Raw genomic sequence first — 15,154 nt, 5'->3', positions numbered from 1 at the left:
ACCTACTTTTTAAAAACGATTTTCACAGTTTTTTCCGCTGCGTGCCCGTCCTCCCATTCACAAAATTGCTGGAAGAATTGACTATTACTCTTGGCTGGCTGCTCCAATATTGTTGCTATTTCATTCATCAGTTGCTCGCTTGTCTCCACTAACGGTCCCGGTGCATTTGTTTCAAAATCAAAATAAAAACCACGTAACGTATCACGATACTCAGCCAAATCATACGTAAAGAAAATCATCGGCCTATCCAAAATCGCATAATCAAAAAAGACTGACGAGTAATCCGTAATCAACATATCGCTCACCAAATACAAATCTCGAATATCATCGTACGCCGAAGCATCGCGAATGAAATCACCGTACTGCGCAAAATCAAACTGTTCCGCTACCAAATAGTGCATCCGGACGAGCAATACCACATCATCACCAAATCGTGCCTTCATTTCCGCGACATCAAACTTCAAATCAAATTTATACTCACCAGCTTTGTGAAAATCATTATCACGCCACGTTGGAGCATACAATATAACACGCTTTCCGTCTGGAATCTTGAGCTTGCGACGAATCTCCGCAATCAATATATCTTTATCGGGACTAAAAAGTACATCATTGCGCGGATATCCCGAATCAATCATCGCACCTTGAAACCCAAAGGCACTCCGAAAAATTTTGCTTGAATACGCATTTGGTGAAATTAAATAATCCCATTTCGCTGCTTCCCGCACAAAATCATCCTTGTATTGAGCTGTCGACTGACCCGGCATATGCACCTCATCAATGTCCACACCAAGCTTCTTGAGTGGTGTCCCATGCCACGTTTGTACGTACACCGTCTGCTTTGGTTTCGGCAACTCCAACGGCAAACGACTATTCGAAATCCAATACTTCGCTCGTCCCATCGTAAATAGCCACTTCACCGAAAATCGTGTCACATAAGGAACGCCATGCTCTTCAAAAAGTTTCGTATAGCGCCCATTCACACTCCACAATAGCGTATAGCCAGGCTCATGCTCTTTCATATATTCATAAATTGCACGCGGATTACAGCTATACTGCTTGCCTGAAAAACTCTCAAACATAACTAAATTCTGTTTTCGCGGTAAAAATCCTGCTAATTGAAATAAAAAATAATACACCGATTGGATTAATTTTGCCATCTATTGACCCTCTTATCTCTATTGATTCAGCGCTCGCTTTAACTTTAGTCGCCGTTTTGCTCTCTGTCTAAGTTCTGCCATTAAACGAAAATGCTCCAACTCTACTTTCAAATCTGCATGTTGATAAAACCATTTGCCTCTTAGTTCCCAAGGCTTTAAGCGAATTCTCGCCTTACTAATCGTTCCTGCCGGTCGTACCACAACATCCCAAATCAATTGATCCTCAGAACGCTTCTCCAAAGTTGCTTTCTTTGTTGAAAATAATGTTTTCACAGCAAAAAAGCTCTTTTCTGGTAAAATCGTACGCGCTTCTTCTACATCGCAAATCAACTCTGCGTGACCATTTGCATGCCACTTTTTATGTAGAGAAATGATTGGAATATCTGCGAGCAGTGCTGTTTCAAAGCGAACTGGCCAGCCATTTTTGCGGAGTGACAGCATCATTTCCTTCACTGGTTGGGCTGTATCTAACTCCCAAACATATCTTTCCTCGACTTCACTGAAAATCTGTTGGAATGTTGTAACAAACGCTTCTTGTTCTTGCGCAGTCAGCACATCACGAAAATACACATTCTCTTTATAAAAATATAATTTCGCATGATAACTAATCAAGTACTGCACATATGGAATTACCATGCCAAACTTAGCTTTCGAAGCATCCAAGTAAGACTGATAAACCACCTGCATAAACGACTCATAACGCGATTTATCTTTCCACGACTTATTTACAAGCGAACTCTTATTTTTCATATTGCGGTAATAGAAATAGCCCACATCAGCGACTACACCATATGCTTCATCGTCTAGCAATAATTTTGTAATTAGTAGCTGATCCTCACCAAAATGAAGCGACTCATCAAATGCCAATCGCTTCAATCGCTCGAAACGCAAGAAAGTACCACCGATATAAAAATGGATTGCCTTATAGTCCTCCTGAATATTCACGACACGGCTTCCTTGCTCAAATCGTGTATTGAGTTTGTGCGCACCGATTTTTTTACGCGTGCCAAAATCATCTAGGTAATAAAACGGCGGGACCATCATGTTAATTTCTGTATGTTTCTCTGCAAAATACGCCATTTCGCGTATCATATGTAACGAATATACATCATCTGCATCTAAAAAGCCAACGAAATCAATATCATTTCTAACATGCATGAGACCAATATTCCGAGCACGAGCTGGGCCACCGTTTTTGATATGGGTTTGGTAGATGTTTTGTGGGTATTTTCTGACTAATGCATCGGCAATATCACCACTTTTATCTGTGCTACCATCATTGATTAAGAGGATTTGAATATTCTCTGCGAAACCATACGATTGCTTGATGACACTTTCCACCGAAATTTCCAGCCGTTTCTCTGCATTGTAAAACGGTATTATAATTGCGAATTTCATTTATTCACCCCCTAATTAGAATAAGGTTATATCATCCTCTATCAAGAGATAATATAACCCTAGATAAAAATCTTATGAGGCATCTCTTGCCGATTTTTAGAGCCTCAATATGCATGAGAGCTGAGTGAGCATGTAATCCATCAGCGGCTCTTAAAAAGCCGAACCTGGGATAATCGTGGAACAAATAAGAAGCAGAAAATCTTAGAGCCTCAATACGAGTGCGAACACAGTGAGCATTTGTTCCTTGTTCTGCGTCACGCCCAGTCGTCTTTGAATCCGGCTTCAACAGCCAACTCCTCGAAAACTTCACGACCTCCGCAAAAACCAAGAGCGGGTTTTTACTGCGGACGCTCCAGTTTTTTTCGGAGCTGAACGGGCTGTTTCAGCACTTTGTTTGAATCCGGCTTCAACAGCCAGCCTCTCGGAAATTTCGTGACCTCCGCAAAAACCAAAGACGGGTTTTCACTGCGCCCCCCCTATGTTGTGGCTCTTATGAGGCATCCCCTGCCGATTTAGAGCCTCAATATGCATGCGAGCTGAGTGAGCATGTAATCCATCAGTGGCTCTTAGACGCAAAAATCGGAACCACCAACAAATAAACATTGAATCTCAAGCTAGTTTCCGTTTCCGAATATCTAAATTGATAAGTCTCAGTTATGTTGAAGCCGTCTCCTCAAAAACTTCACGCCCTTCCGCAAAAACCAAGAGCGGGTTTTCACTGCGCCCCCTATGTTGTGGCTCTTATGAGACATCATTTGTCGATTTAGAGCCTCAATACGAGTGCGAACACAGTGAGCATTCGTTCCTTGCCCTGCGTCACGCCTAGCTGTCTCCGAATCCGGCTTCAACAGCCAGCCTCTCGGAAATTTCGTGACCTCCGCAAAAACCAAGGGCGGGTTTTCACTGCGCCCCCTAACAATTTCTGTCGAGGCTAAACGGGCTGTTTCAGCACTTTAAGTTTCAGCACTTTGTTTTAAATTCCCCATTCCATCACGCTCTTGCCCCAAGGACTACGGAGATCGGCTTCAAATGCTTCTATCACATCTTGTATGCACTTAACTTTATGCACTTCACCAACAAGGTTTTGTAAGTATTCTACTGCTCGCTTGTTCTCTGTCAAAAATTCAACGGTCTTCTCAAAATCCACACGACCACTACGGCTACTTCCATATACAGTCAAACCTTTTTCAAGTACCATGCGTGAGTTAAACTCAATCGGATACTCAGAAACGCCAAGTAGCGAAATCGTACCTTCTGGCTTAATCAAATCGATAATCTGACTAACCGCATACTGGCTTCCACGCCCGCCTGCGCATTCAAATGCTTGATCGATTACCAAATCTGATGGAATATGATCAATCGAAAACGCGCCATCCACGAACGAGAAGAAGTCTAATTTATATGGTGTTTTTCCGAAAATGTAAACTTTGCTGTCTGGATACCAGTTTTTTAATAATAAGGCCGTTATAAATCCTAAGTTCCCATCGCCCCAAACACCGAACGATTCGCGATTTTCATTGGCTTTTTGGTCAAAACGTAAAATCGCGTGCACAGCAACAGAAATTAACTCAGAAAACGCCGCTACTTTTGGGTTAACCCCATCTGGTAATACAACGACACGATCACGGCGCATAAATACGTAATCTTGCATCAGTCCGTCATAGCCACTAGAGCGGAACTTGCTCGAACGCAAATAATTCTCATCAATGATAGGGTCCGTTTCCATCGGTGTATTTGGAATCATTACTACTTTTGTGCCTGGTTTAAATTCTTTTGTCGCATCATACACGATTTCGCCGATTCCCTCATGAATAAGAGCCATCGGTAATTTCTTCGAGAGCATTTCTTTTCCGCGAGAACCGGTATAATAGCGTTGATCCGCCGCACAAATCGATAAATAAGTCGGACGAACAACGACTACATCTTCATTCAAAGACTCATCCACATTGGCAACTTCGAATTGTCGCTCCGATACTAGTCGGTATACTTGATTAATCATTGGCAATACGCTCCTGAATAATCGCATTTGCCACTTTTAAGTCATATGGCGTTGTAATCTTAATATTAAAGATTTCGCCCTTCACAAGCTTCACACGGTCTCCTGCAAGCAAACAAATCTTACATGCGTCCGTCAAAATTTGTTTCTCATCCGCAGACAGGTCTTGATAATGGCTATAGAGCTTCTTAATATTAAAACTCTGTGGCGTTTGTCCTTGGTACATGTGATCACGAACTGGAATGTCCGTAATGAAATTATGATTCGACGACTCTACAATCGTGTCAATCGCTTCAATAACTGTATCCACCGCACCAGTTTCTAGCGCCGCATCAATGTTTTCTTCAATAATCCGATGCGTCAAGAACGGGCGCACTGCATCGTGTGTAATAATGACATCATCGTCTGTTAGGCCAAAATTCGACTCGATGTAGCGAATGCCATTCATAATCGTTTCGTTCCGGTCCGTGCCACCTTCAATGACAACAACCCGATCATCCGAAACGTATTTCTTAATATTATCTTCCGCGTGATTAATCCACTCTTTTGGAGACGAAATAATAATCTTATCAAAGCGGTTATTTAAAATAAATTTTTCGACTGTATGCACGATAATTGGCTTACCATTCAAGGATAGAAATTGTTTTGGCATGCTGACATTTCCCATCCGCGTACCTTTTCCTCCAGCTAAAATTTGAGCGTATATCATTCTCTAATCTCCTTTAACTGTTTTTTATGTTGATAGATTTATTGTAACATATATCCCACTTGAAAACCTATCCGCATCCTACAAAATTTCAGCGGGACAACAAATGATTATTTGTCATCCCGCTGAGCTTACTTAATTAGTTCGCGTACGATTCGCTCTGCCGCTTTACCATCCAAATCATCGAAAAAGCGTTCTTTGAAGGCACGGACTTTATCTAAATCAAACTCATTCGTCTTGATAGCACTAATAATCTCGTCATTTGTACGAACAATCGGACCTGGAACGAATTCTTCATAATCATAGTAGAAATTACGTTCGCCAAGATAATTCTCTAAATCGTAGGCGTAAAACAACACTGGTTTCTCCATAATTGAGAAATCAAACACAACCGATGAATAATCTGTAATCAAAATATCCGTGTTAATCAGCACATCATTAATATCCTCACGACTCATATTAAACGCAAACTCTTGCAAATCAAATGGAACACCGACCCCGCGCGTAACAGATGGATGCATTTTCAAGATGAGCGCATACTCATCCCCAAGCTCTTCTGCTAAACGGCGAATGTTCAAGTTCATCACAAAGCTTTGACGCTCACCAGGTCCACCACGGAAAGTTGGCGCATATGTGATAATTTTTTTACCTTTCAAATGCGGGTACTTTCCTAAGAATGACGCTTTAATAAAGTCTTTGTAATCTTCATTGAAAAAGCGATCCGTTCTTGGTACACCTAGAGGCTTGACGTCCACTTCTGGAACATCGAATGCATCGGCATAAAACGGTACAATTTCGCTAGAGGAAACAACGACCTTCGTATAGTTTTTATGCGCTCCACGTTCAAAATGTTCCGTATTACTGTCTGCATAGCCAATCGAACTAAATCCGAATTTCTTAAATGCTCCAGCAGCATGCCAAAGTTGAATAACCTCTGTACCAGCACCCGTTGTCAAACCGTACATTTGACGGTAATAGTCATCTAAAAAGACGTATTTCGCCGTTGCTACATCTTTATACAACGACAAAAGCTCTCGAAGCGAACGTTTTGGCTGCTTTAAATAACCGACCACTTCATAGTCTGGTTTCTGCTTCAATACTTCATCATAAACCGCCTTAAACGAATCTGCCAACACGTCATGCTTATTCGTCAGGAAAACTATCTTATCTTGTTTTTGACCTAATTTATAAATTGGAAAAGCAATTCGGCGTGCATAGAAATTACGTGATATGTCCTGCACATTTTTCCAAGTTCCAACAACTACCTTTTTGTAACTAGCTGACACAATTGTTGCTGCTTTGCGAACAGCAAGTCGATTATAAATTGGCTGTACCGAATTCCGATTCGCCGCTTTTTGCCCCGCACGAACTTCTTGTGGGTAAGCCGAAGAAAGCAATTTATTCATCGAACCAGGATCAAGCTTGCTGTATGCCAACTTCAAAACACGCAAATAATTTGGACGCGCTTTTTCCTTGATAAACGTATAACGATTAATCGTCTCAAACGTAAGCAGGCGTTGCAACACACCAAGGCTATTATAAAGATTCAAATCCATCGAATCGACTAATTCATAGAAAGCATCGAACATCTTCACTTGCGTCCCAGCATTTCCTTCCATCATGATGCCCTTATACGCAGGCCAAATATCTGCCGACACAATCCGGTCATAATAATCCGTGCGAATTTTTCCAAGTGCAATGGGGTTCGTCACGTATTGTTTGAACAGTGGATCCGCTAATTTCGTACTCTCAATAATATCTTTAAAACTCACATAAGGATCTGATTTCACGATTTGCGATAAAGAAACATCGCCCTCATCCTCGCGTGCACGGTAGTTATAAATAATTTCATCCACAGTATAAATGTCGCCTGATTTCAAATATGCTTCAAGCACAAACGGATGATCCTCTGCAACTTTAATAGACGTGGGGAAGCGAATTTCTTTCACCACATCCGCACGGTACATCTTATTACATGGTCCAAGTGTGTAAAGCATTTCCGGGTTCTTCACCAGCGTTTTATGACCTTTTTTGAAAACACCTTTCTTGAAATGCCCGCCGATAAACCACGAACGACTACTGTTAAAACTTACAGAAATACCAGTTACGACTCCAACCTGCTCAGATTCAGCCGCATGATACATGATTTCTAAAGCCTTTTCTGGTAAAACATCATCAGAGTCAACAAAACTAATATACTTGCCGCGTGCAACAGCTAAGCCATTATTACGCGCTGTTCCTGGCCCCGCATTCGGTTCTTTGACCACACAAATATTCTTGTGCTCCGTCGCCAGCTCGATAATTCTTTCTAAACTGCCATCCGAAGAACCATCGTCTACAAGCACGATTTCCACTTCTTTTAGCGTTTGGTTAAGTAAAGATTCAATGGTTTCATCAATGTAGCTAATAACATTATATACTGGAATAACAACCGATACTTTAGGTTCAGCTATTTCAGCCGATTTTACGATCTCATAGAGCATTCTATTTCTCCCTTAAAACTTTTATTTATCATTTTCAATCTATTACAATTACAGCTAAATGTCAAGGATACCCACTGTTTAAAAATTGGTATCTCCGCTATCTATTGCCGGTTTGTTAACCACCTTACATACAAAAACTTGTCACACGCCACGTGCATACCGTATAATGGTTGCATGTAGACGAATATATTTTGAAGGAGAATGCCATTATGAAAGTTAGAAAAGCGGTCATTCCTGCTGCGGGTCTTGGAACTCGTTTTTTACCAGCAACAAAGGCAATGCCAAAAGAAATTTTACCGATTGTAGATAAACCAACGATTCAATATATTGTCGAGGAAGCTGTTGCATCAGGAATTGAAGATATCTTGATTGTTACTGGTAAAGGAAAACGCGCGATTGAAGATCATTTCGATTCCGTTCCTGAACTAGAAAACAACCTACGCGAAAAAAATAAACTTGAATTACTACATCTCATTGAAGAGACAACAAATATCAATTTACATTTCATCCGCCAATCGAAGCCAAAAGGTCTAGGCGATGCGATTTTACAAGCAAAAGGTTTTGTTGGTAACGAACCATTCATCGTTATGTTAGGTGATGATATCGTAGAATCCAAAACGCCTTGTGCGAAACAGCTAATCAATCAATATCAAAAAACGCATAGTTCCGTAATCGGTGTGCAACACGTGCCGCATGAGGAAACATATCGCTACGGTATTATCGATCCCTTGAACGAGTATGGCAAAGGCCTCTACAATGTAAAAGGCTTCGTCGAAAAACCAGATCCAGCGAAAGCGCCGTCTGATTTAGCAATTCTCGGTCGCTATTTACTGACACCGCAAATTTTTGATTTTCTAGAAACGCAAGAGCCTGGCGCTGGCGGTGAGATTCAATTGACCGACGCTATCAATCGTCTCAATGAAATTCAACGTGTATTCGCGTATGATTTTGAAGGTGAACGCTACGATGTCGGCGATAAATTTGGCTTCATTAAAACAACGATGCAATTCGCACTGAGACATCCTGAAATTAAAGATGAAGTCGCAGCATTAATAGACGAATTATACACAGATATTCATAAAAAAGATACGAAAAAAAAGAAATAGCAAAAATGCTTGGGATCCCAGATTAAATCTGAAACCCCAAGCATTTTTTATTTATATTTTGGTATTTCGAAGTCTTGAATATAGCTTGTGAGCAAGTTATACATGTTGTACATATTCGTCGTTTGACTCACTGCCCATCTAATATCTGTTGCGTATTGGTGGACACCTGGATTAGCAGGATTCCATCTCATTTTATAGATAGTGTCCTGTCCTCTTGCTACATAGTTTTGCGCTACGAACTGCGCACCACCAATGATTGCTTTTTCAGGTGTATCCCAGCCTTGTTTATAGGCATACTCGGAGCCACCTTTTAACGGATTACTGTCAACAGCACCGATTCCGTACATGTTGTACACAAGTTTCGGCGTTACTGGCTGACCATCAACAGAACTTACTAGCACGCCATTTGCAAGCTGTGATGAGCCGTTTCCTGTTTCTAGGAGCGAATGTGACATCAGATAGATTTCGTTAATCTGATACGTTTTCGCAGCCGTTGCAAAGCTTTCACCTTGCCCAGTTAAAATTCCTTTGTTCACGAGGATTTTGCTGTTCACTTCTGCCACATTAATCCCTGCTGGTTTTGAAAGCACAAGGAACTGCAAATACTCTTTAGAATCTTTCACAAAATTGTTCGGATCCATATAAAACTGCACATCTTTTTGGTAAGCATTAACCCATGCACGAGTGTAATTGAATTTATACCATTTCGCACCATCAGTACCTGTAACAGTTCCTGTAATGGTAATTGTTAAATCTTTCGCGAGCGGCCCAACTACAAAAGCATTTGGATTAGCAGTATCACGAACGCTCGTTGCAGCCGTTGTTTTCCCCGTTGCCCCACCAGCATTTAATGTGACAAAATTACTACGAACGTAAGTGTTCGGTGGTTTGACACTTGTTTGTGGTGAACCTTGCATTTGAATTGCCAAGGCTTGAGCCAACGTAGAAGTATACGATTGCGTGCGATAATTCTTCTCAATACCGGTTACATAATTGATATTGAATGATAGAGCTGCCGAGCCAGTATCCTCCATATACTCAATGACGAATTTATGATTTCCTTTTGTGAGCGGAATCGTTTCTTTGTAATTGTTTAAGCCTGCCGTCCATTGTTCATAAACGACTTGACCATCCACTTTTACGCGGATACGATCATCAGCGCGACCCGATATTTCATAATTACCGTCTTTCGCCATGTTCAATGTTGACTCATAGCGAGCCGTGAAGCGGTCATTTGGAATGCTCGGATCTGGGCTTCCTGCTCCCCAGTTATCATTAATACTACTCATCGTTTTGTATACAGGACGTCCAGAGAAGTTATCTGTTGGATAATATCTCGCCAACCACGTATTGCTTGGTAAAATATTAAAATCAATAGATGCCGCACCTGTGCGTTCGACATACTCAACCTTCACGTTATGCGTACCTTGCGTTAATGGGATAACATAATTCTCCTCGCGCACATACGCTTGACCGCGGTTATCAAAAATAACTTTGCCATCAATCGTTACGCGCATGCCATCATCCGCACGTCCTACAATATTGTAGTTCCCTGTTTTAGGAGCGGTATATTGCTTTTCAATGACTGCTGAGAAATTGTCGCTTGGAATGGCTGGATCTGGACTACCATATGCCCAGTTTTGATAAAATGCTGTTTGCGTGTCGTGGAGCTTAGCTACATAAGCACCAGTCATATTGGTATTTTTGTAGTAGCGCGCAAACCATTTATCAAGTTTTTCGATGTTCATATTGATGGAAGCCGCACCGGTTTTATGTTTATACACAATTGTAATCGCGTGTTTGCCTTTTGGAACCCAGATTACCTGATTGTATTGACCGGAAACAGTGCCCATGTTCTTGCCATCCATGTAGATAATTGCTTCGTCTTTCACGTCACCATAGAATCGATAGTGTGCTGATTCTGGAGCTTCGATTTGACGGTGCATCCTTGCAGAGAAATGATCATTTGGTACCGCGCTGTTTGGCGAACCTGTGCCCCAATTCTTCGCAATCGTTGTCATACTAGTTACTTCGTCAAAAGCATACGGAAAGCCAGATACAGTTTCATTCGGATAGTATTTAGCATACCAAACATTAGCATCGATAACATTAAAGTTAACATATGCTGCGCCGCCGCCTTCTTTAAACTTAATCCGAACATCGTGTGTGCCTTTTGATAAATAAACAACCGTATTAAACTCACCGCGTGTCGTTAAATTCGTCACGAGCTTGCCATCTACGTAAATCGCGGCTGCATCGTCTACATTCCCGATAATTCGGTAATCGCGAGCCGTCGCTACCTCAATTTGTTTATCCATAATACCTGTAAAATTGTCTTTATTCACGCTAGCATGTGGTGAGCTTGTGCCCCAATTATGCGTCAGTTTATTCGCTGTTGAACCCACTGCCGTATGGACGGCATTCAAGCCCCATGTCGTATTGTTAAAATACTGTTCATACCAAGCGTTTGCTTTCACGAGATTCATTTGCAAATGAGCCGCGCCAGACTTTTCACGGTACTGTACAGTGACTTGGTGTTTACCTTTTGTCAATGGAATTGTGACATTTAGATTATCCTGAAAAGAATCCCAACTATTCACAATTGCCTTGCCATCTACGTAAATCCGCATGCCATCGTCTACTTTTCCAACAAAACGATAATTACCAGCTTCTTTAATATCATACTGCTTTGAAAAGAATCCACTGAAATTATCAACTCCGATACCTGCACCAGGTGATCCGTAGCCCCAAACTTTATTCAGATATGTCTTATTGCCGATGCTCTCGGTCAACTTTACATTACCCGTCATATTATTGTTGGGAAAATACACGCCATGCCATTCATCCGCACGAACTAAATCCGCGGTAATGTATGCTGCGCCACCTGCTTCAAGATAATCGATTCGGATTTCGTGTGTTCCTGCTGTTAACGGAATTGTCATGTTCAAATTCGCCATGCTCGGTTTGAAGTTGTCATACACAAGCTTATTGTCGACATACACACGAATCCCGTCATCGGCGCGCCCAATTAAACGGTAATCTGCTGTTGTACCAACCGTAATCGTTTTACGGAATGTCGCAGAAAAACCGTCTACTGGAAGCGCAGCGCTCGGTGAACCATAACCCCAATCCAGATGAAGATCCTTCTCCGTCCGTTTTAAGACCGGGGTGCCAGATAGCGTCTTGTTGTTATAATAGCTCGCTTCCCACGAACTCGGAGTTGCCGCATCAGCCTGCAACGGTTCTTTCATCACAAAAACCGCACACGTCGCAGCAAATCCTAACGCCATTATTACTATTTTTTTTCTGATTGACCCTTACCTCCTTGAAATAAATTGCGTACAGCTCTATTATTTCACACTTGTCGGGTTTAAACAACATTACAATGGTGTCATTTTGTGGTCTTGTAAGGAACTATTTTTAGGGTCACTCCACTAGGTAATTTATAATACTCAGCAAAAATGGGTGCATGAGGACCATCCTGAATCGGTGTACTCATCCATAAATATTGTTGATATGGCAATCTTTTCACAACGATAACCTTCTCACCCGCTGCAGCTTGTTCTTTCATGCTTTTAACTCGCGCATCATTTGCTTGACCAATTTGTGTGAATACGTAAGAATACGCTAAAACGAACGCCATAACTAAAGCAAATAGAGGCAAATAAAGCGCTCGTAAATTGAGATACCCCTCTTCTTGTAAAAATTGTACCGTCCGAACAGCGAAGAGAACAAAGAACATGTAGCAAATAATAAAGTTACGTGGTCCAAATGGCGTAACAAAGAATAAAGGTGCTGCAAGCGTTACAACAGAAATAAGATAGAAAGTTAATTCTGCTTTCAGACCAGCTTTTGGAATAAACATCAACACAGTCGCAACTAACACTAAATAGAATAATAAAGATAAATAAGCTTCAAATGTGGTGGTTGTTTCAGATGAAATATCAAATATCCCCTTAACAACCGGTTGATATAAAGGATAAATCGTTAAAACTATGATGAAAAACCCTTTGAAAACAAGTTTAACTGTTGAAACATTTTGCGCTACTTTCACTAAAACAAAAATCGCGATAAGAGCTAGTACGATATTCAATCCAACATTATTCATCACGAGATATTGATACATTGTCGTTTTAAACGTGTCATACATTTTCGCAAAAATACCCATGTCACTATCAACACTACGATATGTGTCTTCTCCGCTAAAAATCCTTGCATAAGCTCCATTTGAAAACATGATGGCCGCACCAATAATCGTAGAAATTAAATACGTAATATGTAGCCAGAAAAACTTGTGAAATCTAATAAATGCCCAGACAATAATAAAAATCGCAGCAATTATATTATAGAGCGTTGCATGCTCCACAAATAACTGCGAGATAATACCTAACGGAACCATCAAAATAGTCAACCAAATGCTATATTTAGGAGTTTTATCATAAAATACATTTTTTACGACTAGCAAAAAAATTAATGTAAAGACAGCCGCTGTATTATAGTTAGAAAATCCAGCCGCCCAACCATACGTTTGCGCAAACATATTCGCTGGTACTGTTAAGAAAAGTAAGAAACTAAGTAAATAGACACCAATCGAATTCGTCTTTGCAATTAAAGCTGGTAATATCACTAGTAAGGCTCCGAATAAACCCATTATAAAAATACGTAACCAGTCTACACGAGTAATTAACAACTCTGTATAATTTCCAAAATAGCGTCCGTTATAATCTTTAAACCCTTCATGGAAACGCTCCATACCTTTAGCCATCCCCCATGTCCAATCGTCATGTGTTAACGGCGTGCGATATGCAATATACATATAAAATAAAAATACTAAAAACCCTACGATACTTAATAATTTCCAATTTCTTTCTGTTCGAATCATAATTAACCTACCTTTTTAATTCCTAATTTTAAATATTATCCACTTACTAAATACGTAATTCAACACGAGCACAATCACGTTTGTTAATATTTTCGCCAAAAGCGCATTCGTGCCTAATCCACTAATCAGAATAACCATAACCGCTAAATCGACTAAATACGTTAAAAAGCGAAAGCCAAAGAATGATGATGCTTCCCGAACGCGGTCTCTCCAAGTTGGGGTATAGCTTTCAAACACATAGCGCTTGTTCGTCACGTAAGCGAAAACAACCGATGCCACCCAAGAGACAGTATTAGATGTCACATAATCAATTCCCAAAACCGAGTTACATAGCCAGAAAGATACAATATTCACGACTGTCGTAAACCCGCCCATAATGATATACATAATAATGCTATATAGGTTGGCATGATTTTTTCTAAAGTTAGCGATTAGTTCCTGTATCTTTTTCATTTTATCGGCTCTCTCTCATCGTTGTATTCTTCGACAAAGTATAACGGACGGCCTTTCACTTCATTAAAAATTCGACCCAAATATTCTCCAATAATCCCTATCGAAATCAGCTGAATTCCACCTAAAAACAAAATAACAATCATCAATGTTGGGAAACCTTCGACGGCGTTCCCCGTTATAAGTGTTGCAATGAATATGTATATCATATAAATAAAAGCTGCAATTGACACAACAAATCCAAGGATAGAGGAAATTTTGAGTGGCGTAGTCGTGAATGAAGTCATTCCTTCCAGCGCTAAGTTGAACAACGAACCATAGTTCCATTTTGTTTCTCCCGCAAGACGCGGCGCAGCATCAAATTCGATTTCTACTTTCTTGAATCCCATCCAGCTGTACAGTCCTTTGGAGTAGCGCTGTGTTTCCCGTAATTTTTTGAGCGCATCAATACAGCGGCGGTCTAATAAACGAAAGTCGCCTGCATCTGGAAGAACCGGGGTTTTCGACATTTTTTGGAGTAATTGATAATATTTTTTCGATGTGTATTTTTTCAGCCATGTTTCGCCTTCACGGACTTTCCGTTTCGCGTAAATATCTTCGTAGCCTTGTTCCCATAGTAGTAACATTTCTGGTATTAGCTCTGGCGGATGTTGTAAATCAGCATCCATTGTTACCATCGCATCGCCCTTTGCATAATCAAATCCCGCAGCCATCGCAATTTCCTTCCCATAATTCCGAGCAAGATCCACATAACAAACGTGAGAATCCTTGGCGCGCAACTCTTTCATGATTTGAACAGAATTATCCGAACTGCCATCATTAATGAACAAAAGCTCATAATCATAACGATCCGAAACCGTGGCCATAACTTCCTTTATGCGCTCGTACAAGTGTGGCAGTACCTCACTTTCATTGTAAGCGGGTACCGAGATTGTTAATAATTTCATATTTTTCTACATCCTCATTGTTTTTTTAC

The 15,154-nt window shown here is 40.7% G+C and carries 10 protein-coding genes; 1 reads left to right on the top strand and 9 read right to left on the bottom strand.

What is annotated here, in order from left to right:
- Window positions 1–2: 2 nt before the first annotated feature.
- From R8925_RS08465 to R8925_RS08445, 5 genes are all read right to left on the bottom strand, one after another.
- Window positions 3–1,157, bottom strand: coding sequence for a CDP-glycerol glycerophosphotransferase family protein (locus tag R8925_RS08465; RefSeq protein WP_430535453.1), 1,155 nt, complete (start codon window positions 1,155–1,157; stop codon window positions 3–5).
- Between the two features lie 18 nt (window positions 1,158–1,175).
- Window positions 1,176–2,555, bottom strand: coding sequence for a glycosyltransferase family 2 protein (locus R8925_RS08460; protein WP_430535452.1), 1,380 nt, complete (start codon window positions 2,553–2,555; stop codon window positions 1,176–1,178).
- A gap of 973 nt (window positions 2,556–3,528) precedes the next feature.
- Window positions 3,529–4,554, bottom strand: coding sequence for a ribitol-5-phosphate dehydrogenase (locus R8925_RS08455; protein WP_430535451.1), 1,026 nt, complete (start codon window positions 4,552–4,554; stop codon window positions 3,529–3,531).
- Complete coding sequence (locus R8925_RS08450) at window positions 4,547–5,260, bottom strand: IspD/TarI family cytidylyltransferase (RefSeq protein WP_430535450.1); 714 nt, start codon at window positions 5,258–5,260, stop codon at window positions 4,547–4,549. Before R8925_RS08450 ends, R8925_RS08455 begins: the two co-directional genes overlap by 8 nt.
- 128 nt (window positions 5,261–5,388) lie before the next feature.
- Window positions 5,389–7,740: a bifunctional glycosyltransferase/CDP-glycerol:glycerophosphate glycerophosphotransferase gene (locus tag R8925_RS08445; RefSeq protein ID WP_430535449.1), complete on the bottom strand. Its 2,352-nt coding sequence runs from the start codon at window positions 7,738–7,740 to the stop codon at window positions 5,389–5,391.
- Between the two features lie 209 nt (window positions 7,741–7,949).
- Between R8925_RS08445 and galU the strand changes: the two genes are divergently transcribed.
- On the top strand, window positions 7,950–8,846 hold the full coding sequence (gene galU / locus R8925_RS08440; RefSeq protein WP_430535448.1) for a UTP--glucose-1-phosphate uridylyltransferase GalU: 897 nt from the start codon (window positions 7,950–7,952) through the stop codon (window positions 8,844–8,846).
- 47 nt (window positions 8,847–8,893) lie between these two features.
- On the opposite strand, the gene R8925_RS08435 is transcribed toward galU, so the two are convergent.
- From R8925_RS08435 to R8925_RS08420, 4 genes are all read right to left on the bottom strand, one after another.
- Window positions 8,894–12,136 carry a PA14 domain-containing protein gene (locus tag R8925_RS08435; RefSeq protein ID WP_430535447.1) on the bottom strand — a complete coding sequence of 1,081 codons (3,243 nt, stop codon included), beginning with the start codon at window positions 12,134–12,136 and terminating at the stop codon, window positions 8,894–8,896.
- Between the two features lie 101 nt (window positions 12,137–12,237).
- Complete coding sequence (locus tag R8925_RS08430) at window positions 12,238–13,728, bottom strand: DUF6056 family protein (RefSeq protein ID WP_430535446.1); 1,491 nt, start codon at window positions 13,726–13,728, stop codon at window positions 12,238–12,240.
- 15 nt (window positions 13,729–13,743) lie between these two features.
- A complete protein-coding gene (locus tag R8925_RS08425; protein WP_185343499.1) occupies window positions 13,744–14,181 on the bottom strand; it encodes a GtrA family protein in 438 nt (145 codons plus the stop codon).
- Window positions 14,178–15,125 (bottom strand): glycosyltransferase family 2 protein, encoded by a 948-nt coding sequence (locus R8925_RS08420; RefSeq protein WP_430535445.1) that lies wholly within the window; start codon window positions 15,123–15,125, stop codon window positions 14,178–14,180. The genes R8925_RS08425 and R8925_RS08420 overlap by 4 nt, the downstream gene beginning before the upstream one ends.
- Window positions 15,126–15,154 lie beyond the last annotated feature (29 nt).

This window comes from Listeria rocourtiae subsp. hofi (assembly GCF_963575615.1).
GTDB lineage: Bacteria > Bacillota > Bacilli > Lactobacillales > Listeriaceae > Listeria_A > Listeria_A hofi.
Note: the sequence above shows the minus strand (reverse complement) of the source record. Positions and strands in the feature narration are given on the sequence as shown.